Origin of the sequence: Pseudoduganella sp. UC29_71, from assembly GCF_042693265.1 — a bacterium.
Taxonomy (GTDB): Bacteria; Pseudomonadota; Gammaproteobacteria; order Burkholderiales; family Burkholderiaceae_D; genus Rugamonas.
Map to the genome: position 1 here is coordinate 1,687,937 of NZ_CP170549.1, position 24,799 is coordinate 1,712,735.

The following is a 24,799-nucleotide window of genomic DNA, read 5'->3' on the forward strand; positions in this document are numbered from 1 at the left end:
CGCACCGCCGGGCAGTCTGGCGGCTGACAAGGAGGCGTTATGGCGATACCCGGCGAGGCCGACCAGGGCTATGTGCGCGTGCGCGGCGCGCGCGAGCACAATCTGAAGGACGTGAGCGTGGACATTCCGCGCAACGCGCTGGTGGTCTTCACCGGCATTTCCGGCTCCGGCAAGTCCTCGCTGGCGTTCGGCACGCTGTATGCCGAGGCGCAGCGGCGCTATCTTGAATCCGTGTCGCCGTACGCGCGGCGCCTGTTCCACCAGATGGCGGTGCCGGAAGTGCAGTCCATCGAGGGCTTGCCGCCGGCGGTGGCGCTGCAGCAGCAGCGCGGCGCGCCGACCACGCGGTCGTCCGTCGGCAGCGTGAGCACGCTGTCCAATTCCCTGCGCATGCTGTACTCGCGCGCCGGCGACTACCCGCCCGGCCAGGAACTGCTGTACGCCGAATCGTTTTCCCCCAATACGCCGCAGGGCGCCTGCCCGCAGTGCCATGGGCTGGGCCGGGTGTACGAGGCCACCGAGGCGTCGATGGTGCCGGACGATACGCTCACCATCCGCGAGCGCGCGGTGGCGGCCTGGCCGACCGCCTGGCACGGCCAGAACCTGCGCGACATCCTCGTCACGCTGGGCTACGACGTGGACAAGCCCTGGCGCGAGATGAGCCGCAAGGAGCGCGACTGGATATTGTTCACCGACGAGCAGCCCACCGTGCCGGTGTACGCGGGGCTGGAACCGGCCGAGGCGCGCCGTGCGCTCAAGCGCAAGGAAACGCCGAGCTACCAGGGCACCTTCACCGGCGCGCGCAAATACGTGCTGCAGACGTTCGCCACCACCGAGAGCGCCTCCATGAAAAAGCGGGTGGCGCAATACATGGTGAGCACCGAATGCCCGGCCTGCCACGGCAAGCGCTTGCGGCCCGAGTCGCTCTCGGTCACGTTTGCCGGCCTGGATATCGGCGCCATTGCCCGGCTGCCGCTGCGCCGGCTGGCGGACCTGTTGCAGCCGTATGCGGAAGGGCGGCCACCGACCAAGGGCAAGCGTGCCGCCGCGCTGCATCCGGAGAAGGCCATCGTGAGCCGGCGCATCGCGCAGGACCTGGCGGCGCGGCTGGAAGTGCTGCTGGACCTGGGGCTGGGCTACCTGAGCCTGGAGCGCAGCACGCCCACGCTGTCGCCGGGCGAGCTGCAGCGGCTGCGCCTGGCCACGCAAGTGCGTTCCAGCCTGTTCGGCGTGGTGTACGTGCTGGACGAGCCATCCGCCGGCCTGCACCCGGCGGACACCGAAGCGCTGCTGCGCGCGCTGGACCGGCTGAAGGCGTCCGGCAACTCGCTGTTCGTGGTGGAGCACGCGCTGGACGTGATCCGCCACGCGGACTGGATCGTGGACGTGGGGCCGCAGGCGGGCGAGCATGGCGGCCATGTGCTCTATAGCGGACCGCCGCCGGGGCTGGAAGCGGTGGCGCAGTCGCGCACCGCGCACTACCTGTTCGGCAAGGCGCGGCGCGCCGCACGCCCGCTGCGCGAACCGGCAGGCTGGCTGCGCCTGCGCGGCGTGGTGCGCAACAACCTGGACCGGCTGGATGCGGACTTTCCGCTGGGCGTGCTGGCCGGCGTGAGCGGCGTGTCCGGCTCGGGCAAGTCCAGCCTGGTGAGCCAGGCGCTGGTGCAGCTGGTGGCCGCGCAGCTGGGCCAGGCCCCGGCGGCGGACGACGATCCTGACGATCCGCTCACCGGCGCGGCCGACACCGGCCCGGTGGGCGGGCGCATCGCCGGCGGCGCGGCGGGACTGGGCGGCATCAGGCGGCTGGTGCAGGTGGACCAGAAACCCATCGGCCGCACGCCGCGCTCCAACCTGGCCACCTACACCGGCCTGTTCGACCATGTGCGCAAGCTGTTCGCCGCCACCAAGCCGGCGCGCGCCCGCCATTACGACGCGGGGCGTTTCTCCTTCAACGTGGCCAAGGGCCGCTGCGAGAACTGCGCGGGCGAGGGCTTCGTCATGGTGGAACTGCTGTTCCTGCCCAGCGTGTACGCGCCTTGCCCGGTGTGCCACGGCGCGCGCTACAACGCGAAGACGCTGGAGGTGCGCTACCGCGAGCGCAACATCGCCGAGGTGCTGGGGATGACGGTGGACGCGGCCTGGGAGTTTTTCGCCGACGAGGCGCCGCTGCGGCGCGCGCTGGAAACGCTGCGCGAAGTGGGGCTGGGCTATCTGCGCCTGGGACAGCCGGCCACCGAGCTGTCCGGCGGCGAGGCGCAGCGCATCAAACTGGCCACGGAGCTGCAGCGCACGGGGCGCGGCAACACGCTGTACGTGCTGGATGAGCCGACTACCGGCCTGCACCCGTCGGATATCGACAAGCTTCTGGTGCAGCTGCATGGGCTGGTCGATGCGGGCAACACGGTGGTGGTGGTCGAGCACAATATGCAGGTGCTGGCGGACAGCGACTGGGTGATCGACGTGGGGCCGGGCGCGGGCGAGGAGGGCGGCACTATCGTGGCCGCCGGCGTGCCGGCGTCGGTGGCGCGGACCGAGGGCAGCCGCACGGCGCCTTATCTGGCGGCCGTGCGCAAGGCCCAATGATGCCTGGTGCCGGCCATGGCGTTATGCGAGCTGCTGCGCGATGGCCTGGTGCAGCTGCATGAAATCGACCGGCTTGGTCATGTGCAGGTCGAAGCCGGCGTCCAGCGCGGCTTGGCGGTCGGCGTCCTGGCCCCAGCCGGTGGCGGCAATCAGTAATATCCCGGCGCCGCCGGGCAGCTGCCGGATGCGGCGCGCCAGCTCGTAGCCGTCGAAGTCCGGCAGGCCGATGTCGAGCAGGGCCAGGCGAGGCTGGAACGCGGCGATGGCCTCCAGCGCGCTGCCGGCCGTGTAGGCGGCATGCGTATCGTAGCCGACGAACTCCAGCGCCATGGCCAGGCTGTCGGCCGCATCCACGTTGTCGTCCACGATCAGCGCCCGCACGCCGCCGGCATGGCCGACCGCCTCCGGCGCCGCAGTTGCCTGTGGCGCCAGTTCTTCCTCCGGCAGCGGCAGGCGCACGGTGAACACGCTGCCCTGGCCGGTGCCGGCGCTGTGCGCGCTGATGCTGCCGCCGTGCAGGTCCACCAGCCCGCGCGTGAGCGACAGGCCGATGCCCAGCCCCCCGGCCGCACGCTCCATGGCTGGCGTGAGCTGGGAGAACATGGTGAAGATATGGTCCAGCTGCGTGGGAGGTATGCCGATGCCGTCGTCGCGCACCGTGATCACCGCCTGCTGGCCTTCGCGGCGCAGCGACAATTGCGCGCTGCCGCCCGCCGGCGTGTATTTGCTGGCGTTGGTCAGCAGGTTGGAGACGACCTGGGTCAGCCGCACCGGGTCGCCGCGCAGCAGCAGCGGCGAGCAGGGCGCGACGCCGCCGGCATCCCGGCCGCCAGCGATGCCGTTACCGGTGTCGCCATCGATGCTGCGATCGGTGCCGCTACCGGTCCCGCGATCGATGCCGCGATTGACGCCGCCCTCCGCAGCGCTTGCCACGTCCAGCGTCAGCGTCTGCCCGGCCGAGTCGAAGGCCGGGCGCGCCGTTTCGGCTGCCGCGCGCAGCAGGGCGCCAAGGTCCACCTTCTCCAGCCGCAGCTCGATCTTGCCCTGGCTGATGCGGGCGTTGTCCAACAAGTCGTCCACCAGGTGCGTCATCTGGCGCAGCTGGCGTTCCAGCATGGCGCGCGCCCAGTCCAGGTGGGCCGGGTCGCTGTCCTGGCGGCGCAGTGTTTCCAGCACGCTGGCCATCGGCGCCAGCGGATTGCGCAGCTCGTGCGCCAGCGTGGCCAGGAATTCGTCCTTGCGGCGGTGCTCCAGCGACAGCGCGTCGTTCAGCGCGCGCAGCCGGGTTTCCGCTTCGCGCAGCCTCTCGGCGGCCGCCTCGGCGTTGCGGCGCGCCTGCAGCAGCTCGCGCTCGTACAGCTTGCGGTCGGTGGCCACGAAGGCGGCGATCTCGTCGACCTGCACGCTGCCATCCTCTCCGGCGCGCTGCTTGCGCTGCACGTTGAGCAGCATCGGCACACGCCGTCCGTCGCGGTGCAGCAGGTCGAGCTGCACTTCCGATACCGAGCCTTGCATCTGCAGCAGCGGCGCCCAGTGCGTCAGGTGGAACACGCGTGCGCCCATCGGCAGCAGCTGCGAGAAGCGCAGTACGCCCGCCAGGTCGGGTTCGGTGTAGCCGAGCCAGCGGCAGAAGGTGGCGTTGGCGCGCAGGATGGCGCCGTCGACGGCGGTGACGAGCAGCCCGCAGGGCGCGTCGTCCCAATCGCCGGGCGAAGGCGGACCGGCCATGGTCAATCCGCGCGGCCCAGGAAGTGGCGGATCGCGTCCACGCTGGCGCCCGGCGCGCTCATGTGCGGGCAGTGGCCGGTGTTCGTTATCATGGTCAGCACGCTGCCCGGCATGGCGCGCTGCATGTACTGGCCCACTTCCACCGGCGCGATCAGGTCGTCCGTGCATTGCAGGATCAGTGCCGGCGTGCGCGACAGCGGCAGGTCGGCGCGGTGGTCGGACAGGAAGGTCACGCGCGCGAAGTGCCGCGCGATCTCGGGATCGGTGCGGCAGAAGCTGTTGGTCAGTTCCTGGCCCAGTTCGGGGCGGTCCGGCGCGCCCATGATGGCCGGCGCCATATTGCTGGACCAGCCGAGGTAGTTGCCTTCCATGGTGTCGAGCAGGTCGTCGATGTCGGCGCGCGAGAAGCCGCCCCGGTAGCCGTCGCTGTCGATGTAGCAGGGCGACGGCCCCACCATGACTTGCGATACGAACAGGTCGGGCCGCTTGTTGGAGGCCAGCAGGCCTATCATCGCGCTGACCGAATGGCCGACAAACACCGCCGGTCCGCCGGCGTGGGCGGCGATGATCTCGATCAGGTCGTCCGCGTAGCCGTGCAAGGTCCCGTACTTGTCGCGGTCATAGGCCGATAGGTCAGAGCCGCCGCTGCCCACCAGGTCGAACAGCAGCATCTGGTGGCTGTCCTCGAAGGCCGGCACCATGTAGCGCCACATGCTCTGGTCGCAGCCGAAGCCGTGCAGCAGCACCATCAGGGGTTTGCCGCTGCCGCCCGCGAGGCGGATATTGTTACGGTGCCGCAGGTCCATGGGAAGCCTCGGGAGGTAGGGTTAGCTTGCTATTCTATCAGTATGGCTTTGCATGACGGAGTGACCCGTTAATGAACTGGAATAGTGGCCGAGCTGACGCGTGATGGCTGGACGTGACCCGTAATTGTCCGTAGTGTTGTGGTGTTAGGCAGTTCATTCCTACAACACGAGGATGGTTTCATGAAAATTGCGGTAGTAGGGGCCGGGATAGCCGGACTGGCGTGCGCGCATCGGCTGGCGCAGCTGGGGCAGGACGTCACGCTGTACGAAGGCGGCGGCTGGTTTGGCGGCCATAGCAACACGGTGGACGTGACGCTGGACGGCGTGACCCATGGCGTGGACACGGGCTTCCTGGTCTATAACAATGCCACCTATCCGAACCTCACGCGCCTGTTCGACACGCTCGGCGTGGACACCGCCGGCACCGACATGTCCTTTTCCGTGAAGCTGCCGCTGGGCGGCCGCCAGCTGGAATGGGCCGGCGCCAGCCTGGCCACCGTGTTCGCGCAGCGCCGCAATCTGCTGCGTCCCGCCTTTCTCGGCATGCTGCGCGACATCCTGCGCTTCAATCGCGCCGCCACGGCGCTGGCGCTGGACAGCACCCCCGGCTCCGGCCTGGCCGCCACGGCGGGCATGGCGCTGGGCCACTACCTCGACCTGCACGGCTACGGGCGCGCCTTCCGCGACTGGTATCTGCTGCCCATGGCGGCCTGCATCTGGTCCTGCCCCACCGGGCAGATGCTGGAGTTCCCGCTGTCGAGCTTCGTCCGCTTCTGCCATAACCACGGGCTGCTGCAGGTGAGCGGCCGGCCGCAATGGCGTACTGTCAGCGGCGGCTCGCGCGAGTACGTGCAGCGCATGCTGGCCAGCATTCCGCAGCGCCGCCTGAATATGCCGGTGCGGCAGGTGCAGCGCCTGCCGGGCGGCGGCGCGCTGACCGTGGGGCTGCGCACCGGCAGCGGCACGGAGCTGTACGACGAAGTGGTGCTGGCTTGCCATAGCGACCAGGCGCTGGCCATGCTGGAACGTCCCGTCGCGGCCGAGCGCGAAGTGCTGGGCGCCATCCGCTACCAGCCCAACCGCGCCGTGCTGCATACGGACAGCCGCTGCCTGCCGCAGAGGCGCAAGGCGTGGTCGGCCTGGAACTACCAGGGCGGCGTGGACGAATACGGTGCTTCCCGCGTGTGCGTGCATTACCTGCTCAATATGCTGCAGCCGCTGCCGTTCACCACGCCGGTGATGGTCTCGCTCAACCCGATCGACGAACCGGCGCGCGGCAGCGTGCTGGCCAGTTTCGACTATGCGCATCCCGTGTTCGACCAGCGGGCCGTGGCCGCGCAACAGCGCTTGCCTGCGCTGCAAGGGCAGGCGCACACCTGGTTCGCCGGCGCCTGGACCGGCTACGGCTTCCACGAGGATGGCCTGAAGTCCGGCCTGCAGATTGCTGCCGCGCTGGTGCAGAAGACGGTGTTGAGCCATGCATCGCATGCAACCCATGCGACCAATGCGACCAATGCGACCAATGCGACCAATGCGACCAATGCGACCAATGCGACATAAAGCGCCATCCATCGTTCAGCTGTGCCAGGGCCAGGTACGTCACAAGCGCCTGCGGCCGGTGCGCAACGCGTTCAGCTACGGCGTGTTCTATCTGCGCGTGCCCGTGCATGCGCCCGACGCGGGCTTGCCTGCGCTGCGCTGGTTCTCGCGCAACCGCTTCAACCTGCTGGCCTTCCACGACGCGGACCATGGCGACGGCACGCAACCGCTGCAGGCGTGGATCTCGGCGCTGCTAGCGCGGCACGGCGTGCAGGATGCGGACGGCGAGATCTGGCTGCAGACCATGCCGCGCGTGCTGGGCTATCTGTTCAATCCGGTGTCGTTCTGGTTCTGCCACCGCGCCGACGGCGTCCTGCGCGCCGTGCTGTGCGACGTGCGCAATACCTTCGGCGAGCGGCATCTGTATTTGCTGGAAAACGGCGGGGGCATCGCCAACGGTGCCTTGCTGGAAGCGGCAAAGTCGTTTCATGTGTCGCCCTTCCTGCCGCTTCGGGGCAGCTACCGCTTCCGCTTCGTGCGCGCCGCGCGCGCCGGCGAGGGCGAGCGCCACCTGGCCTGCATCGATTACCTGGACGGCGGCGAGCTCGCGCTGTCCACCAGCATCAGCGGTACGGCGCAGCCGCTCAGCGATGCCGCCGTGCTGCGCGCCTGCGCCGCCCATCCGCTGCTTACGCTCGGCGTGATGGCCAGGATTCACTGGCAAGCGCTGCGCCTGTGGTGCAAGCGCGCTCCCTTCTTCAGCAAACCCCCAGCCCCAACCGAGGAACTATCGAAATGACCACTCAAGTGCCCATGACCGGCTGCGTGCTGAAGCGCGCCGTCACTGCTCCTTCCATCCAGCCTTCCGCTGGCGCGTCCGCAATGCCGGCCGCCGCGCGCGTACTGCTGGCGGCGCTGTCCCGGCTGCGCCACGGCGCGCTGCTTCTGCAGGTACCCGACGGCGGCACCACGCTGTACGGCGAAGGGGCGACGCCGATTACGCTGCGGCTGGCCAGCTGGAAAGTGTGTGGCGCGGTGCTGCGTTCGGGCGACATCGGTCTTGCCGAAAGCTTTATCGAGGGCGGCTGGAGCACCGACAATCTGCCCGGCCTGGTGGAACTGCTGGCGCGCAATCGAACGCAGCTAGAGTCGCTGGTCTACGGCAGTTGGTGGGGCAGCCTGCTGTACCGCTTGCGCCATCTGCTGAACCGCAATTCCCGGCGCGGCAGCAGGAAAAACATCCACGCGCACTATGACCTGGGCAATGCCTTCTACCAGCGCTGGCTGGACCCGTCGATGACCTATTCCAGCGCGCTGTTCCTGGAGCCGGGCATGAGCCTGGAGCAGGCGCAAGCTGCCAAGTACGCGCGCATGCTGGCGCAGCTGCAGGTGGCGCCGGGCGCGCGCGTGCTGGAGATAGGCTGCGGCTGGGGCGGATTCGCCGAAACGGCGGCGCGTGCAGGCGTGCATGTGACGGGGCTGACGCTGTCGCACGAGCAGCTGTCGTATGCAAAGGTGCGGCTGGCAGTGGCGGGCCTGTCTGCGAAGGCTGACCTCCAGCTGTGCGATTACCGCGACGCAGAAGGGCAGTACGACGCCGTCGCCTCCATCGAGATGTTCGAGGCGGTGGGGCAGCTGTACTGGGCCGACTATTTCACCTGCGTGGCGCGCAAGCTGAAGCAGGGCGGGCGCGCCTGCGTGCAAACCATCACCATCGCGGACGAGCTGTTTGAGCGCTACAGCAAGGGCACCGACTTCATCCAGCAATACATCTTCCCCGGCGGGATGCTGCCGTCCCAGGCGGAGTTCCGCCGGCACGCGGCGCAGCACGGCTTGCGCGTGGAGCAGGAGCTGCGCTTCGGCCGCGACTACGCGGAAACGCTGCGCCGCTGGCGCGCCGCTTTCCTGCGCGAGCAGGAGTGGATCGCGCCGCTGGGCTTCGACGCGCGCTTCATGCGGACCTGGGAGTTTTACCTGGCCTATTGCGAAGGTGCGTTCGATGCGGGCAATACGGACGTGGTGCAGTTCACTCTGGTGAAGGACTGACATGGGACCGGCGTGCGCGGGGCCGGCCGGCGCTTTCACGCGTGGCTGCGCGGCGGCGCTGCTGCTGGCCGCTGCCGCCGGCGTGTGCTGCGCTGCGGCGCCCGCCGTGCTGGAGCCGCCTGCGCCGCTGGCTATCGTGGAAGACTTGCAGCCGCTGCGGCTGGCTGGCGAGGGCAGCTACCGGTGGTTCGGATTGCTGGTCTACGAGGCCCGGCTGTGGGTCGGGCCGCGAGGATACCGGGACAGTGAACCTGGCGCGACGCCCTTCGTGCTGGAACTGCGCTACGCGCGCGATCTGCAGGGGAGCCGCATCGCCGAGGCGAGCGCGGAGCAGATGGAGAAGGTAGGCGCGGGGAGCGCTGCCCAGCGCAGGATATGGCTGGCGGCCATGCTGGCGCTGTTTCCGGACGTGCGCAAGCACGACCGCATTGCGGGGCGCTACACGCCGGGGCAGGGCATGCGCTTCTACCTGAACGGTGCGCCGCTGGGCGGACTACAGGACGCCGAGTTTGCGCAAGCCTTCTTTGCCATCTGGCTCTCTCCCCGCACCACGGCGCCCGCGCTCCGCACAGCCCTGCTGCGCAACGCCGCCCCGCAGCCATGAGCGCTCAGCCGCCTCCGCCGCGCTCCCAAGCGCCCGGCCCGGCGTCTTTGCCTCGCACGCCCGGGCCGTTGCCGATTGCGCAGCCGCCTTCGGTGGACCCTCAACCGCCCGGGCCGGCGCCTTTGCCGCGCACGCCAAGGCCACAGCCGCTTGCGCAGGCGCCGTCGCTGCACTCGCCATTGCCGCAGCCTGCGGGGCAGGCGCGTCGGGTGCTGGACCGGCGGGCGCTGGTCAGCTACGCCTTGTTCGCGCTGCCGCTGGCGATGATGGCGCTGCCGGTCTACCTGTTCGCGCCGCCGCTGTACGTGCGCAGCGGCGGGCTGCCGTTGGCGGAAGTGGGAACCGTGCTGCTGGCAGTGCGCGTGCTGGCTGCGCTGGCCGACCCCTTGCTGGGCTGGTGGATGGCTCGCAATGGGCGTGGCTATGCTTGGCATGCAGCGCTGTCGCTGCCGCTTCTGCTCGCAGGCTGCGCGGCCCTGTTCCACCCGCCGCCGCTTGCGGCAGCTGCCTTGCTGGCCTGGTTCGGCGCCGCGCTGATGCTTGTCTACCTGGGCTACGGACTGGCGACCATCGCGCACCAGAGCTGGGGCGCGGCGCTAGCCGCAGATGCATCCGATCGCGTATGCCTGATGTCGTCGCGCGAGGGATGCGGCCTGCTTGGCGCCGTGCTGGCTGCGGGTTGCAGCGGCCTGCTGGGCTATGGCGCGCTGTCCCTGGTGTTTGGCGCCGGCCTGTTGTGCGCAGCCTGGCTGCTGCTGCGGCGCGCCCCCCGGCCCGGCGGGCTTCCCATAGCGCCCGACAACGGCGCCAGCTTGGCAGAGCTTGTGGGGCCCCGGCCGGCCGGGCCTTGCGCTGCGCCGCATGGCAAAGCCGGCCTGGCGGAACTGATAGCGCCCTGGCGCGAGGCGCCCTTCCGTGCGCTGTTCAGCATTTACGCAGCCAGCGCACTGGCGGGCGCAGTGCCTGCCACGCTGTTCGTGTTCTTCGCGGCGGACCGCGTGCGCCTGCCCGATAGCTGGGCCGGTCCGCTACTGGTGCTCTACCTGCTCGCGGCGGCCGGCTCCATGCCGCTGTGGTCCGCGCTTGCCCGGCGCTGGGGAGAGATCGCGGCATGGCAATGCGGCATGCTGATGTGCGCCCTGGTATTCATCTGGGCCTACGCGCTCGGGCCCGGCGACGGCGCCGCTTTCGCCGCCATCTGCGTGCTGACCGGCCTCGCCGGTGGCGCGGATCTGGCACTGCCGCCCGCCTTGTTGGCAAGCCTGTCCGAACCCGCCGCCGCGCCTGCGGCCGGCCTCGTGGCAGCCGCGCCCGTACCCGGCGCCCCGCTAGCTGCGCCTGGTACCGCTGCGCAGCTCCACGCGCCTGCGGCCGGCGCTCCGCTAGCTGTGCTTGGCCGCGCCGCGCCGTCCCCCGCGCCGTATTTCGCTTGGTGGAACTGGTGCACGCAGCTGGCGCTGGCACTCGCGGCGGGGGCGACACTGCCCTTGCTCGCCTTGCTCGGCTACCAGCCCGGCAGCGCCGGTCCCGGCACCGGCCCCGGCCCCGGCCCCGGCCCGATGGGGGCGCCGCAAGGCACCGCAGTACTGGCCGCCGCGTACGCCTTGCTGCCATGCGCACTCAAGCTGCTGGCCTGGCTGCTGCTCATGCGTGCAGCCACGGGCAGCCTCAAAAGCCTCACCAGGAGACATCCATGCAAGCCAAACTACTGCGCGCCTGCTATGCCGGCGCCGCCTTGAGCGCCATGCTGGCCGGCTTGCTGTCCGGCTGCGCCGCACCCGCCGAACCCTCGCACTACGCCGCCCAGGCGCCCGCGCTCGATGTGCAGCGCTACTTCAACGGCCGCGTGCTTGCCTACGGCATGTTCCAGGACCGTAGCGGCACCGTACAGAAGCGCTTCACCGTCACCATGCTGTGCAGCTGGCAGGGCGACACCGGCACCCTGGACGAGCAATTCGTGTACGCCGACGGCACCCGCCAGCGCCGCGTCTGGACGCTGCGCAAGACCGGCGAGGGCCGCTACACCGGCACGGCGGCGGACGTGGTGGGCGAGGCGCACGGCGTCGTCGCCGGCAATGCGCTGCGCTGGAACTACGTGCTCGCGCTGCCGGTGGAGGGCAAGACGATCAATGTCGGTTTCGAGGACTGGATGTTCATGATCAGCGAAAACGTCATGTTGAACCGCGCCGCCATCAGCAAGTTCGGCATCGGCCTGGGGTCGGTGACGCTGTCGTTCATCAAGCCGAAAGATGGCGATGGCGCTCAATAAGCCGGTCCGCGACTGGAACGGCCGCTGCGTGTGGATCATTGGCGCCTCCAGCGGCATCGGCGCCGCCACCGCGCAGCTGCTGCTCGAACGCGGCGCCAGCGTGGCTGTCTCGGCGCGCCGCGCGCCACTGCTGGAAGCGCTATGCCATGGCCAGCCGCGCGCCCTCGCAGCGCCGCTCGACATCACCGACGCCACCTCCGTGCACGCCGCACGCGAACAGATCGAGCGGCACGGTTGGCGCATCGATATGGTGCTGGTCGTCGCCGGCGGCTACCACGCCATGCGCGCCGACGGCTTCAAGCTGGAGCACGCCAACCTGCTGCTCGACCTGAACCTGCGCGGCGTGTACAACTGCCTGGACGCCGTGCTCCCCACGCTGCTGGAGCAGGGCGGCGGCGGCATCGGCATCGTCGCTTCCGTCGCAGGTTACGGCGGCTTGCCCAAGGCGCTGGTGTACGGGCCCACCAAGGCTGCCCTCATCAACCTCACCGAAACGCTGTACCTGGACCTGGCGCCGCGCGGCGTCAGCGTCTACCAGATCAATCCCGGCTTCGTGGCCACCGATCTCACGGCAGGCAACGACTTCGCCATGCCCGCCCTGATGACTCCCGAGGCGGCCGCACAGGCGCTGGTGCGGGGCCTGGAGCAAGGCCAATTCCACATACACTTCCCGCGCCGCTTCAGCAACAGCTTGCGGCTGCTGCGGCTATTGCCCTACAGCGCCTACTTCTGGATGGTACGCAAGGTAACCGGACTATGAACGACGAACAGCAACTGCACGCACTGGAGCGCCTGGTGCGCTTCTACGAAACGCTGGCACCGGAGACGGTGGGCCAGGTACGCGAGGTGTATTCTCCGGACGCGTATTTCAAGGACCCGTTCAACGAAGTGCGCGGCCACGCGGCCATTATCCGCATCTTCGAGCACATGTTCGCCCAGGTCGCGCAGCCGCGCTTCGTGGTGCGGCAGCGCATGGCGCAGCGTGGACATGCTTTCCTGACCTGGGAGTTCCACTTCCGCATGCAGCGCGCGGCCGGCATGCACACCATACGCGGCGCATCGCATCTGGAGTTCGGCACGGACGGGCGCGTGGCCATGCACCGCGACTACTGGGACGCAGCCGAAGAACTGTACGAAAAGATACCGCTGCTGGGCGGCTTCATGCGGCTGCTCAAGCGCCGCGCCGCGAGCTAGGCAGGGCGGCGGCGCTCAAGCCAGCGACGGTGGCAGCGGCAGGCCGTCCGCCCGCGCCAGGCGCTCAAGCGCGGTTTCCAGCAGCACGCGCGCCTGCCCGGCCGAGTTGCTCAGCTCCTCGTGCAGCGCGGCGTCGTCCGCGTGGCGCGCGGCGCACTGCTGGCTGTAGCGCTCGAAACTGCCCAGCATCATCAGGATGTCGGCGAGGTGGCGCGGGCATTCGCAGTTGATGCTGTTGGGCGCCGTGGCCAGGATGGCCAGCGCCTGCTCGTCCAGGCGGCGCGGCGCGGCCGGCGGCGTGACCGGCAGCACGGCCTGCAGCGGGTGGCCCGCCAGCGCAGAACTGCACAGCACCGTCACTTCGGCAGGATCGGCCGGCACGCGCGCCACCAGGCAGCCCTGTTCGCGCAGGCGGCGCACGGTGGCGCTGTCGCAGAAGCGGTACATCACCACCAGCGCGGCCCCCGGCGCGGCGGCGCGCGCGGCGGCCACCAACGGCACCGTGTCGGCAGACATTTCGGACGATTCAATCAGCAGCACGTCCAGCTGCACGCCGGGCAGGGCGGCCGGCGCGGCCTCCAGCGTGCTGCAGGTGTGGACGATCTCCAGCGGCGGCTCGGTGTGCACGGCGGCCAGCCGGCGCGCCATGGCGGCACCCACCACGGCCACCCGCAGCGGCACCGAGCCTGCCCCTTCGCGCGCCAGCTCGGCCGGCGGCGGCAGGCCGCCCGCCATGGCGGCCAGTTCCTCGAATGGCAGGGACGCGACGGTGCCGATCGGGTGGCCCAGGTCCACCACGCGCTTGAGCAGGCCGAGGCGGCGCACCTGTTCGGGCGAGTACAGCCGCTGCCCGTGCGGCGAGCGGTCCGCGCCGGACACGCTGTAGCGGCGCTCCCACACGCGCAGCGTCTCCACCGGCAGCCCGGCCAGCCTTGCCGCCACGCCGCTGCGGTATGCGCCCCTGGATTCCATCTCCACCTTCTTGTCCGCCACGTTGTGCCTCTGCTGTCATTGCCGTTCCCGATTCTAGCAGGGCAACGGGGCTGTTCGGAAGGGCAGGCGGTGGCGCGTGGCCTCAGCCGCCCTTGGGCGTGTCGCGGCCCGGCCGGTCGTCTGCCAGCTGGCCGGCGCCGCTGTCGACCGGCATGCCCGAGCCGCGCGTGCCGCGTTCGCCGGAGGTGCCGCCGTCTTCCGGTGCGCCGTGGCGGGCCGCCTGCTCCGACTGGGCCGATTCGCCGTGGCGCTGGGAAGTGAAGTCGCATGCGCCCCGGTCCACCGTGGGGCGCGCTTCAGTGGAAGCGATGCCCTGGCGCTGCGGCGTGATCACATTGTTGGCCGGATGGCCGCTGGCCACGTTGCCCGGTTCGCTTTTTTGCGCGTTGCGCGCGTCATCCTTGTTTTCCATGATGCCCTCCTGAAAAGGGCTAGTATGTGCGTCGCCGCCGCGCTGCCCAAGCGGCGCGCGCCGCGTTGGGCTGTAAGAACGGGCCGACAAGCGCGGCTCAGTTGGCGAAATGCACCCGCATCTTGGACTGGCGCGGCTGCGCGATATGGTCCAGCGGCAGCTCGGTTACCTGCTTGACCTTTTTCAGCGACATGTTCGACTTCACGTTGGTCACGCCGGGAATGCGCAGCAGGTGGTTCATCATCAGCTCCGAGAACGAGGCCAGGTCGTGCGACACCACGCGGATCACGTAGTCCGCCTCGCCGGTCACGGAGAAGCACTCCAGCACTTCGGGCAGGTCGCTGATGGCTTGTTCGAAGGTTTCGCCCCAGGCGCTGCCGTGGCGGTCCAGCGTCACGTGGACGAAGGCCATTACGCCGAGGCCGACCACCAGCGGGTCCAGCATGGCGGCGTAGTGGTCGATCACGCGGGCCTCCTCCAGCCGCTGGATGCGGCGGCTCACCTGGGACGTGGACAGGTGGACCTTCTCGCCGATGGCGGCGTTGGTGGCGCGGCCGTCGCGCTGCAGTTCGGCCAGCAGGGCCAGGTCGTGCCGGTCTACGCTGATGGTGGTCATGGAATCTCCTTGTTCATGCACATTTTGTGCGCTTAATTGGGGTTAATCTGCACATTATGGCCGATATCGCGGCTTGCTATAATCGCAGGACGAGATTACGAGGCCTCCATGAAGATCGCGCAGGAATTCGTCAGCCATCCGGCGCAGTCGTTCCGCTACTTGCGTATCGACGGCGGGGAAATTGGCCGGCTGCACCGGCATCCGCAGATAGAGTTGACCTGGATAGAACGCGGCAGCGGCGTGCGCTTTGTCGGCGACAGCGCGCTGCCGTTCGAGGACGGCGACATGGCCCTGCTTGGCCCGAACCTGCCGCATTTGTGGATGCCGGTCGCTGGGGCGCGCGCGCAAGGCTTGTTGGTGACCGTGCTGCAAGTACCGTCCGAGTTCTTCGAGCAGCCCACCTTGCCGGAGCTGGCGCAGTTGCGCGGGGTGCTGGAGCGGGCCGCGCTGGGCCTGCGCATTACCGGTGCATGCCATGCCCGCGTCAGCGCACTGCTGGCGCGCATGCCGGGCTTGCCGGCCTTGCAGCGCTTGCCGCTGCTGCTCGAGATCTTCGCCTGCCTGCACGAACACGCCGCCAGCCTGAGCGCCATTGCCGCCAGCCGGGGCGCGGAGACGGGCCGTCCGGTGCAGAAGGTGCTGGACTGGATACATGGCGATATCGGCGGCGAGTTGCGGGTGGAGGACGCTGCCGCCATCGCCTGCGTTTCGCCGGCGGCGTTTAGCCGCTTTTTCCGCCGCGAGACCGGCAAGACCTATAGCGACTACGTCCGCGCCATACGCTGCAGCGCTGTGTGCCTGCAGTTGCGCAAGACGGACCGGCCGATCGCGCTGATCGCGCAGGAGTGCGGGTTCGCCAACCTATCGAATTTCAACCGCCAGTTTCTGGCGGAAGTCGGCGTCACGCCACGGCAGTACCGCGGCGGGGGCTAGCGCTGCGGCGGGGCCGCCGGCACGCAGTTATGCATGGCGGGGCCGAGGTCTTCGATGCCCACCTGGCCGCGCCTGGCGATGATGGCGGACATGACGGCGGTGGAACTCAGTAATTGCGCCGCCAGCTCGTCGGCGCGCACCCAGCCGTTTTGCAGGCATTCGATGCGTTTCAGCGGCTGGCCGTCCGGGCCGAGGATGACGAAGGCCGGCGCGCCGTCGGGCATGTCGGGCAACCGTTTCAACACATAGCTCGCGGTGGCCGCTGCCCCCGATGGCTTGGGCGGCGTGTGCGCGCGTGCCTGCGCCGGGGCAGGCGGTGCCGGCGCGGCCGCAGCGCATTGCGGCGTCAGCGCCGCCTGCGTTGCCAGCGCCACGCCTAGCGATGCCCGCGCGCGCAGGCGGCGGCGGGCGGCCAGCATGGCCCTCATGCTGCCGCCTCGGCGATCATGCGCTCGTAGAAGCGGCGCGCGCGCTCGTACAGCTCCGCCTCGGCGGCGTGCTCGGCGGGACGGATGCGCGGCATTTTCTCGCGCCAGCACTGGTCCACCGCCGCGCGGCACCACGCGGCGCTGCCCTTGCTGCGAATCGGCTTGCCGTCCACGATCACGCGGATAGGGTTGGTGTGCGCCGCGCCGAGGATGCGCAGCGCGATCCAGCAGCTGCGCGTCACCGCGTACTCAAAGCTCAGCGTCCTGATGTCGCCGTCCGCCGCCATGCTGCGCGCCTCCACCGGCAAGCCATTGACCACCAGCTCCACCATCACCTGCCGCGTGGCGCCGAGGCGGCAGCGTTCGATGTGCCAGTACGGCTTGTCCAGCGGCGCCAGGCTGCGGATGGCTTCCGTGGCGGCGCTGGGTTCCGGCTCCAGCCGCGCGGCCACGTCGGCGCGCAGCGTCACCGTAGCAGGCCGTGCCAGATGCAAGTCGCCGCCGCCCACGTCGCGCTGAGCGCCACTCGCGCTGGCGCTGAAGTCCATCAGGTGCGCGCGGCCTTCGGACACATAGGCGCGGCCGGCCTTGATGCCTGCGCACCAGGCGGCGTAGCTCAGCGGCCCCTCCACCTTCACGTAGCTGCGGCCCATGCCGATGCTCTCGTCGAAGATGCAGGGCCAGTCGGTCTCGCCGGCGATGGTGGACCACAGCCCCACATTGAGCGTGTGATACCAGATGTTCAGCTCCGACGCGGCAGGCTGGTTGCAGGTGCCGATGAAATCCACCAGCCCCTCGGGCAGGGTGACGATGTAGTCGTTGGCGCCGATGCTGTTAAACGGCGGCATGGCATCGTTCGGCAGCGCCGGGGTATTGGCCCACAGCCCCAGCCCCGCGTGCGTGTAGCCGGTGAGGGCGCCCTGGCTACGCGCCCAGCGCAGCACCGGAGCGTTGGAAGAAGGCCACTGGTCGGGCCGCGTGGTGCCCGGATAGTCCATGCTCCGCATCTGCAGCAGTCCCAGGTGGCCGCAGTGGGCGGACGGGAAGCCCGACACTTCCAGGTCGTAATGCAGAATGGAAGAGGGCGTCGACACCGCATGGTCGCGCCCCGAGAAGTGGCGCTTCTGGGTGTGGAAGCCCGGTCCCCAGGTCAGCACGCTGCCGATCGCGAGCGCCTCGCCGCGTACCTGCGGCACCAGCATCTCGGGCGATATGCCTTCCTCCGGATGCTGGTAGTGGGAACAGCCGGCCGCGTGGATATGATGGTCGCCACTGTACCAGTGCCGCGCCGCCGGATCGATCCAGCGTACCAGCCTGATGTCCCAGCGCGGCGCGCCGTGTTCCGGCACCAGCCACTCGGCGCGCTGCATCAGGTACTCCGGGCCGCGCCCCGCCTCAAGCTGGTAGCGGCCGGGCGGCAGCGTCACTGTCTCGCCGTCGGCGCGGTAGATGCGCTTCTGGAAGAACATGTCCGGTGCCGAGCGCCGCGTCTGGGAGGGATAGACCCGGCCCAGCGCATCGCGGATCAGCAGTGAGCAGGTGACCGGCGCGCCGTCCGCATCGCGGATGTCCAGCCGCACTGCCTTCGCTGGCAGCACGTTGAAAGTGAGCGCTGCGCCGTCCCGTGCGCCGATGTCGGCCGTGCCGGCGCCGATGTCGAGCTGGATCATGGCGCTGCGCCGGCCCGCGTCGCGGGCGTAGATGCGCAGGATCTTGAAGTCGAACGGCAGGTCTTCCAGCTGCGCGTCCAGCGGCGCCTCGTCGTATACGTCCAGGTCCATCCAGCGCTGGGCGACGTCGCCGCGTGTGGTGGGGCGGCCCACCGTCCCCATGTTCAGCCCACCTGGCGTATCCGGCGCATAGGCGCCATGGACGGGAACCGCGTTCGGGCTGTGCGCCGCCAGCTTGCCCGGCACCCGGGCCGGATTATCCACCCGCGCCAGGAACAGGCGCCAGCCGGCCTGCACCAGCGTGGCGGACGTGAGCCTGCGCCGCACGCTCATGCGCGCTTCCGGCGAGATGGCGGCAGTGAGCAGCACGCGCGTGTCGAGCAGCAGCAGCGCCGCCGCTGCCGCTGTGCGCAAGTCGCCGCCCGATTCGGCCGCGTCGATTGGAGTCATGCGCGCGGGCGGGAAAGGCTCGCCGAGCCGTTCGAACGCCGCGAACACACGCCGCGCCAGCCCGAGCGCCGCCTGCGGCTCGCTGTCGGCCCAAGCGGCCAGCGGCGAGGCAGCGGCGGAATCATGCTGGTGCGGCTGCTGATGCTGATGCTGATGCTGATTCGGATTCGGATTCGGATGCGCATGCTGGTCCTCCGCCGGCGCGGCCGCCAGCGCCCGCATCCAGGGACTGGCCGAAGCGCCCAGCGCCACCGAAGCGCCGATCCAGGCGCGCCTGCCCGCCGATGCGGGCGCTCTGACAAGGGTAATTTTCATGGCGCTATTTTGCCTGATCCGCCCTCGGAAAATGGTGGGCGGGGCACCGGCACCGGTACTTTTCCAACCAGGACTTATACGTTTTCGGAATACTATTTAACAAAGAAACCATTGGTTAGCGCATGTCCAGCTACGTAGGATGACTCCCAGCAGGCAAAAATATAAATACCGACGAGAGAAAAAAGGGCGCTCGCAAGCGCCTTAGTTCAAATAACCATCGGAGACAAAATGCCTAGTAACAAACTACGTAAAACCGTACTGGCGGCGCTCATCGCCGAATTGCTCACGTCCGTGTGCGCCTCGGCGCAGACGGCCGGCGAACCCGTGGACGCAGGCCCCAAGGTCATCGTCAGCGGCATCCGCGCCTCGCTCAGCTCATCGCTGACCACCAAGCGCATGCAGGACGGCGTGGTGGACGCCGTGTCGGCCGAAGACGCCGGCAAGTTCCCGGACACGAACATCGCCGAATCGCTGCAGCGCGTCACCGGCGTGCAAATCCAGCGCAACAACGGCGAAGGGCGCTACATCTCGGTGCGCGGCCTGGGACCGGAGTTCAACAACGTGCTGGTGAACGGCCGCACCATGACCAGCGACACCGGCGGCCGCGAGTTCTCGTTCGACCTGCTGTCCTCGGACCTGATCTCCAAAGCCCTGGTCTACAAGACCTCGCAGCCCTTCCTGCCGGAAGGCGGCATCGGCTCCACGGTGGACATCCAGACCGCGCGTCCGCTGTCCGGCAAGGTCGGCCACACCTCGGTGGTGAACGTGTCGGACTCGTGGGACTCCAACTCCCGCAAGCACACGCCCAACGCCAGCGGCATGTATTCCTTCGCCAACGAGGAGCGCACCTTCGGCGTGACCGGCTCCCTGTCGTTCACCGACCGCAAGTCCAAGCAGAACAAGGCCGTCACCGACGCCTGGAACTACCGCGACGTCAACATGATCAACGGCGACCTCAATTCCAAAGGGTTGACGATGGCCGACGTCACCACCAAAAAGCTCTACATACCGCAGAGCTACGGCTTCCAGCAGGAAGACGAAACCCGCAAGCGCCTGGTCGGCAACCTCACGGTGCAGTACAACCCGTCGCCAACCTGGAAGCTCACCGCCGACGCCCTGTACTCGCGCCTGGACCAGGAAAACGCGGTGATCGCCTTCAGCGACTGGAACAACCCCCAGCAGCTCGGCGTGAAGTACGACTCCAACAACCAGATCACCAGCTTCCTGCGCCCCGGCGCCACCTTCTACGCCAACAACCCGGCCATCGCCGGCAGCGGCAAGCTGCTGGGCGAAGCCAATTCCAACGACATGATCGTCAAGGGCGGCGACCGCCTGTCCACCACGCGCGCCTTCGGCCTGAACTCGAAATGGGCGCTGGCGCCGGAATGGAAGCTGGAAGGCGACGTGTCCAGCTCGCGCACCTCGTCCAAGTCGCCGGACATGTGGATCGTGGCGGGCATGGTGCCGAAGAATGGCGACGTACTCACCTTTAACGGCACCCCCAGCATCACCTTCGGCGACGGCATCGCCGATCCCACCGCCGTGCGCGCCCACGCCGTCTCCTTCGGCGACATCCGCAACACCGACAAGCTGCACGAAGGGCGCCTGAACCTGGGCTGGAGCCACGACCTGGGCTACTTCAAGGGCCTCGACTCCGGCGTGGCCTACTCGCAGCGCAACGTCGGCCGCAGCCAGTGGAACAGCGACTCCTGGAACGCCTTCAGCGGCTACCACGTCGCCTTGCCGGCCTCGCTGTTCACCGTCACGCCGATGGACAACTTCATGGGCGACGGCGTGCAGATGCCCAGCGCCTACCTGCGCTTCGACCCCTACGCCTACATGAACTACCTGAACCAGCCCTCGCTGCTGGCGCAGTCGAACGACCCGGCGCTGTACTCGGACAAGACCAAGTATCCGAACGGCCCCATGGCGATCGACTACACCAAGCCGAATATGTGGGGTGTGAAGGAAAAGGTATCGAGCTTCTTCGTGGACTCGAAGTGGGAAGGCGAGGGCTGGTCCGCCAACGCGGGCATGCGCGTGGTGCACGTCAATTCGGCCTCCACCGGCATCAGCCGCACCTTGCTGTCGGCGGCCAAGAGCCCGAACGACACCACCTACATCCTGAACTACGGCCCGTCCAGCACCACCACGGTCAGCAACAGCTACAACAGCTTCCTGCCGTCGGCCAACGTGAAGTTCGACCTGACCAGCGACATGCTGCTGCGCCTGGGCGCATCGAGGACCGAGACCCGGCCCACGCTGAACCAGATGGGCGTGGACAACTGGTACGGCGGCCGCTACGGCGACGTGCAGACCGGCGGCGGCAATCCCTACCTGAAGCCGATGGAATCCAAGAACCTGGACCTGTCGTACGAATGGTATCTCTCGAAGACCAACTACGTCAGCGCGGCCGTATTCCAGAAAAAGGTCTCCAACTTCCTTGAGACCAAGCTGGTGGACCTGAAGATACCGCAGTACGACGAAGTGGTGCACGACACGCGCGTGCGCAACGGCCAGTCCGGCAAGATCAAGGGTCTCGAGCTGGCCGGCCAGTACGCCTTCGACAGCGCCATTCCGTGGCTGCAAGGATTCGGCGTCGCCGCCAACTACACCTACGTGGACGCCAAGGCCACCCGCGAAGGCGGCGACACCTCGTGCGGCTACCCCGGCCTGTCGCCGCAATCGTACAACGGCTCCATCTTCTACGAGAACAGCAAATTCTCGGCGCGGGTCAGCTACAACTGGCGCAACCACTTCTCGGTGGACTGCGGCGGCGGCAGCACCATGCCGCGCAACCGGGCCGCCTACGGCCAGACCGACGCCAGCCTGCGCTACAACATCACGCCCACGCTGGCGCTGTACGCCGACGCGATCAACCTGAGCAACGCCCGGATGCACGAATACGCGCTCAACGAAAGCCAGTTCCTGACGCTGGAAGACGTCGGCCGCCGAGTCAACGTCGGCCTGCGCATGGCCTTCTAAAAATCGGGGTCAGGTCCGGCATCACGCCATTTAGCCCGGGGTCAGGTCCGGCATCGCGCCATATTGGCGTAATGCCGGACCTGACCCCGGGTGGTTTAGGTGCGATTTGGCGTGATGCCGGATCTGACCCCGGGGGAAGCTAGTTTCTGCCGCTGGCTTCGACGCGGATTTCGGGGCCGCAGCGGGAGGTTTGCGGGCCTTGGCCGGGCGTGGCGCCGACCAGGCCTGCCAGGCCTTTGTCCACGCTGAAGTCCAGCGGCAGCTGCACGCGGATCTCTTGCAGGTAGCTCTGGCCGGCGCATACCAGCATCACGCGGCTGGCGGCGGCTTCGCCGTACTGGCTGCGCAGCGTGGCGAAGAACTTGTCGGCGTTGAAGGAGCCGCCGATGTTTTTCAGGATCTGCTCGCCGATGGCGGAGCTGTTGACGACCTGTACCGCGGCGACGGCCTTGGTGAAGTAGGCGTCCGGGTCGAGCGCCTGGCAGCTGCCGTGCTTGTTCCACTCATATTTGCCGAAGCTGTTTTCGTAGTAGAAGTTCGGCATCCACGGTGCGATCTGCGCCACGGTCTCTTTTTTCAGCGCGAAGGGCTTGCCGTCGCAGTTGCCGTAGCTGGTGCCGCAGGATTTCTTGTTCGGCCACAGGCCGTGCAGCGTGAGGTTGGAGACCACCAGGCTGCCTTTGTCCATGGCCGCGCATTCGGGCTTGCCGGAGGTGCGCGGCGTGTGTTCGCAGAAGCCGGGCTGCCAGCTCAGGGCCAGCAGGTAGCTGTCTTGCTGGTTGGCGGTGGAGCACATTTCGCGCTTGCCGCCCGCGCTGTCCTGCGGGCCGTCCTGGCTCACCGGCGCGGACGGGGCCGGCGCGGCGCCGCCCAGCGCTGCCGTGCCGCAGTCGCGCGCTACCCAGCGCAGCGGCGGCGTGGCGCCCGGCACTTCCACGCGCAGCTGTTCGTAGTTGCCCGGCTTGTTCACCTCGCGCACCTCGTAGGTGCTGCCCGGCTTGACCTGCACGCCGCCGGGATTGGTCCCCTTGGCGAAGGAGGCGTATGCCTCGCAGGCCTTGCTGGCGGTGAAGCTGCCGTTGACGGTCTCGCTGGCGTGCGCGAAGGCGGGCAGCAGGGTTAGCAGGCATGCGCCCAGGACTGTGGTTTTTTGCATCGTTATCTCCGGCGGGTTCATCTTGGCGTGACATGATAAGGCCAGATTGTGACGCCGCTGCAAATATTTGAAGTCCGCACGCAGCTAGCTTGAGTTAATTGAGATAACGATGCGCCGCCTACTTCCCAGGCCCCGACGGCGACAACAGCGCGGCGTCGCCCCAGTTGACCGGCAATTGTTCATTGGTCTTGGCCGCGCTGCGTGCGACCAGCTCAACTACCTTGAAGCCGGCGACGTCGGCGTTGAGTGCCTGCGCCGGCTGGCCCCAGCGCAGCGGCTTGCTCTTTGCCAGCAGCTTGCCGTCGCCGTAGATCATGAAGGTGACGTCATGGACGCGGTTATGCGCGGAATCGTCGACGCCAACCCGGGCGTTGAGGCGACCATAGCCTTGATTGCGCACCTCCAGCCTGGAATTGGCCAGGATGCCGATGCCGGCAGCGTAAGGCGTGCCGGCGATCCGCATCACCTGGCCGTAGGGCGTGCTGTCGGCGCGGGCGCCACCCCAGCCGGCGTACATAGGCCTTTCGCCTGCTCCCTTGGTCCCGGTCCAGCCGGCGGACGACCGGAAGATCGTGGGATCGGCCTGCGGCCGGACCACGCCGTCCACGGCCGGGTTCACGCTGCCAGTCTGCTCCGACAGGTAGATGCCCTGCGCCAGCGCGCGCGTGCCGGAGGCGCGGAAGATCCGTGTTTCACGCGGAGCCACGCGCAGCCTGGTCTCGTTCGTGAAGGCGGCATCGGCCTTGGTCCAGAGATCGGTCAACGTAACCGGCGCGTCCTTGCTGAACTTCAGGTGCTCGGCGGTCAGATCGACTTCTATCGGCGCGATGCCCCGGTTGACGATGGCCACCGCCTTCTGGCCCGATGCCAGCGGCTTGACCAGTATCTGCAAATCGTCCGCGTCATAGGCGAGCGTGGCCTGGTTGCCGGCGGCATCCTGGTTCACTGCGATGATGTCGGCATTACCGACGATGTCCATCAGCGGTTGCGGCATGGTCCTGAGGTCGGCGCCTATCATCAGCGGCGCGTTCAGCATGGCCCACAGCGAAAAGTGCGACCGGGCCTCCACCAGGTGCTCGGCATCGAAGTCGCCTTTGCCGATGTACAGCATGTCCGGGTCGTTCCAGCTTCCGGGATGGCCGTACAGTTCGCGCCTGGCCGCGCTGTCGAAATTGCTCAGCATGCGCGTCCACGACGGCGTGATGTCGTCGCTGGTGCGGGAGAGGTTGCCGTAGTTTTTGCCCCACGCGCGCACGTCGGCCGCGCCCCAGACGCAGAGCGACAGCAGGAAGTCGCCATCGGGCTTGTTGCGCCGGAGCGCCGCGTTAATCTCCGAAAACTCCGCCTGCACCGCCGGGATGTCGGAGCGGCTGACCGATTCCAGGTCCAGCACCGGTTGCAGCGCGCGGTACTGGCCGGAGCGCACTTTCGGGCTTGCCGCGCCGTAGGCGCGCAGGCCGCAGCCGTCGACCTTGATGAAATCGAAGCCCCAGTCGGCGAAGAAGAGCGCGATGTCCTGGTCGATGCGGCCGTAAAGCCCCACCTCGCGTTCCAGCACGCTTCCCTTGGGGAGGTCGGCGTCGCTGCCGGAATAGGCCTGGGAACAGGTGTTGCGGCCGAGATCTGAATAAATGCCGGCCTTGAGTCCCATCGCGTGCAGCTTGTCGGTGAAGGGCCGGAAGCTGCTGGCGCCGCCGGTCACGGATGAAGGGAAGCGGTCGGGCCGTATTTCCAGGTGGCCGTCCGGTATGCGGCGGCGCAGCGCCCATCCGTCGTCGATGTTGATGTAGCGGTAGCCCTTGGCGGCCAGGCCGGTGTCCACGATACGCTGGGCCGAGCCCAGTATCTTGGCTTCATCGATGTCGGTGCCGAACGCGTTCCAGCTGCTCCAGCCCATCGGCGGCGTGGATGCGCGGCCGGCGGTGTAGGCGCTCCAGTGGGCAGTGGGCGCCAGCGCATCGCTCGCCGCGTGCACAGCCGGTGCGATGAGCCAGAGGGGGAAAAGTGCCAGCAAGGGGCGCCAGCCTGGGTTATTTTGCTCTTGCATCGGGATGTCCAATTCAAATGAGTGT

The 24,799-nt window shown here is 68.3% G+C and carries 20 protein-coding genes; 11 read left to right on the plus strand and 9 right to left on the minus strand.

The annotated features are described in order from the left end of the window. Window positions 1–39: 39 nt before the first annotated feature. Window positions 40–2,583 (plus strand): excinuclease ABC subunit A, encoded by a 2,544-nt coding sequence (locus ACFJI2_RS07465; protein ID WP_377704432.1) that lies wholly within the window; start codon window positions 40–42, stop codon window positions 2,581–2,583. Window positions 2,584–2,604: 21 nt separating this feature from the next. On the opposite strand, the gene ACFJI2_RS07470 is transcribed toward ACFJI2_RS07465, so the two are convergent. Beyond that, complete coding sequence (locus tag ACFJI2_RS07470; RefSeq protein ID WP_377704433.1) at window positions 2,605–4,311, minus strand: ATP-binding protein; 1,707 nt, start codon at window positions 4,309–4,311, stop codon at window positions 2,605–2,607. 2 nt (window positions 4,312–4,313) lie between these two features. Next, complete coding sequence (locus tag ACFJI2_RS07475) at window positions 4,314–5,117, minus strand: alpha/beta fold hydrolase (RefSeq protein ID WP_377704434.1); 804 nt, start codon at window positions 5,115–5,117, stop codon at window positions 4,314–4,316. A gap of 180 nt (window positions 5,118–5,297) precedes the next feature. On the opposite strand from ACFJI2_RS07475, the gene ACFJI2_RS07480 reads away from it, so the two are divergent. The 8 genes from ACFJI2_RS07480 to ACFJI2_RS07515 all read left to right on the plus strand — a co-directional run bounded on the left by ACFJI2_RS07480 (window position 5,298) and on the right by ACFJI2_RS07515 (window position 12,769). After that, a complete protein-coding gene (locus tag ACFJI2_RS07480) occupies window positions 5,298–6,677 on the plus strand; it encodes an NAD(P)/FAD-dependent oxidoreductase (protein ID WP_377704435.1) in 1,380 nt (459 codons plus the stop codon). Continuing rightward, on the plus strand, window positions 6,667–7,455 hold the full coding sequence (locus ACFJI2_RS07485; RefSeq protein WP_107980112.1) for a DUF1365 domain-containing protein: 789 nt from the start codon (window positions 6,667–6,669) through the stop codon (window positions 7,453–7,455). Before ACFJI2_RS07480 ends, ACFJI2_RS07485 begins: the two co-directional genes overlap by 11 nt. After that, complete coding sequence (locus ACFJI2_RS07490) at window positions 7,452–8,702, plus strand: class I SAM-dependent methyltransferase (RefSeq protein ID WP_377704436.1); 1,251 nt, start codon at window positions 7,452–7,454, stop codon at window positions 8,700–8,702. Before ACFJI2_RS07485 ends, ACFJI2_RS07490 begins: the two co-directional genes overlap by 4 nt. Window position 8,703: 1 nt before the next feature. Continuing rightward, complete coding sequence (locus ACFJI2_RS07495) at window positions 8,704–9,306, plus strand: chalcone isomerase family protein (RefSeq protein ID WP_377704437.1); 603 nt, start codon at window positions 8,704–8,706, stop codon at window positions 9,304–9,306. A 209-nt stretch (window positions 9,307–9,515) separates the two neighbouring features. Next, window positions 9,516–11,045 (plus strand): MFS transporter, encoded by a 1,530-nt coding sequence (locus ACFJI2_RS07500; protein WP_377704438.1) that lies wholly within the window; start codon window positions 9,516–9,518, stop codon window positions 11,043–11,045. After that, entirely contained in the window at window positions 11,000–11,575 is a 576-nt protein-coding gene (locus tag ACFJI2_RS07505) for a DUF3833 domain-containing protein (RefSeq protein WP_377704439.1), read from the plus strand. Before ACFJI2_RS07500 ends, ACFJI2_RS07505 begins: the two co-directional genes overlap by 46 nt. After that, complete coding sequence (locus tag ACFJI2_RS07510; RefSeq protein WP_377704440.1) at window positions 11,556–12,335, plus strand: SDR family NAD(P)-dependent oxidoreductase; 780 nt, start codon at window positions 11,556–11,558, stop codon at window positions 12,333–12,335. Before ACFJI2_RS07505 ends, ACFJI2_RS07510 begins: the two co-directional genes overlap by 20 nt. Then, window positions 12,332–12,769: a nuclear transport factor 2 family protein gene (locus tag ACFJI2_RS07515; RefSeq protein ID WP_377704441.1), complete on the plus strand. Its 438-nt coding sequence runs from the start codon at window positions 12,332–12,334 to the stop codon at window positions 12,767–12,769. Before ACFJI2_RS07510 ends, ACFJI2_RS07515 begins: the two co-directional genes overlap by 4 nt. A 15-nt stretch (window positions 12,770–12,784) precedes the next feature. On the opposite strand, the gene ACFJI2_RS07520 is transcribed toward ACFJI2_RS07515, so the two are convergent. The 3 genes from ACFJI2_RS07520 to ACFJI2_RS07530 form a co-directional block, all read right to left on the minus strand. Further along, the gene (locus ACFJI2_RS07520) at window positions 12,785–13,762 is read right to left on the minus strand and encodes a MerR family transcriptional regulator (protein ID WP_377704442.1); all 978 of its coding nucleotides are present in this window, start codon (window positions 13,760–13,762) and stop codon (window positions 12,785–12,787) included. 82 nt (window positions 13,763–13,844) lie between these two features. Continuing rightward, window positions 13,845–14,174 (minus strand): hypothetical protein, encoded by a 330-nt coding sequence (locus tag ACFJI2_RS07525; protein WP_377704443.1) that lies wholly within the window; start codon window positions 14,172–14,174, stop codon window positions 13,845–13,847. 97 nt (window positions 14,175–14,271) lie between these two features. After that, window positions 14,272–14,790: an Lrp/AsnC family transcriptional regulator gene (locus ACFJI2_RS07530; protein WP_107871787.1), complete on the minus strand. Its 519-nt coding sequence runs from the start codon at window positions 14,788–14,790 to the stop codon at window positions 14,272–14,274. Between the two features lie 108 nt (window positions 14,791–14,898). On the opposite strand from ACFJI2_RS07530, the gene ACFJI2_RS07535 reads away from it, so the two are divergent. Beyond that, window positions 14,899–15,723, plus strand: a complete 825-nt coding sequence (locus tag ACFJI2_RS07535) for a helix-turn-helix domain-containing protein (RefSeq protein WP_377704444.1) — start codon at window positions 14,899–14,901, stop codon at window positions 15,721–15,723. On the opposite strand, the gene ACFJI2_RS07540 is transcribed toward ACFJI2_RS07535, so the two are convergent. Together ACFJI2_RS07540 and ACFJI2_RS07545 are read right to left on the minus strand one after the other, a co-directional pair. After that, entirely contained in the window at window positions 15,720–16,151 is a 432-nt protein-coding gene (locus ACFJI2_RS07540) for a hypothetical protein (protein ID WP_377704445.1), read from the minus strand. The genes ACFJI2_RS07535 and ACFJI2_RS07540 overlap by 4 nt on opposite strands. Then, the gene (locus tag ACFJI2_RS07545) at window positions 16,148–18,586 is read right to left on the minus strand and encodes a CehA/McbA family metallohydrolase (RefSeq protein ID WP_377704446.1); all 2,439 of its coding nucleotides are present in this window, start codon (window positions 18,584–18,586) and stop codon (window positions 16,148–16,150) included. The genes ACFJI2_RS07540 and ACFJI2_RS07545 overlap by 4 nt, the downstream gene beginning before the upstream one ends. A gap of 228 nt (window positions 18,587–18,814) precedes the next feature. On the opposite strand from ACFJI2_RS07545, the gene ACFJI2_RS07550 reads away from it, so the two are divergent. Further along, entirely contained in the window at window positions 18,815–21,571 is a 2,757-nt protein-coding gene (locus ACFJI2_RS07550; protein WP_377704447.1) for a TonB-dependent receptor, read from the plus strand. Between the two features lie 139 nt (window positions 21,572–21,710). Here the strand turns inward: ACFJI2_RS07550 and ACFJI2_RS07555 are convergent, their stop codons facing one another. Further along, window positions 21,711–22,727: a ribonuclease I gene (locus ACFJI2_RS07555; protein ID WP_377704448.1), complete on the minus strand. Its 1,017-nt coding sequence runs from the start codon at window positions 22,725–22,727 to the stop codon at window positions 21,711–21,713. 118 nt (window positions 22,728–22,845) lie between these two features. Next, window positions 22,846–24,774 (minus strand): NPCBM/NEW2 domain-containing protein, encoded by a 1,929-nt coding sequence (locus ACFJI2_RS07560; RefSeq protein ID WP_377704449.1) that lies wholly within the window; start codon window positions 24,772–24,774, stop codon window positions 22,846–22,848. Between the last annotated feature and the right edge of the window lie 25 nt (window positions 24,775–24,799).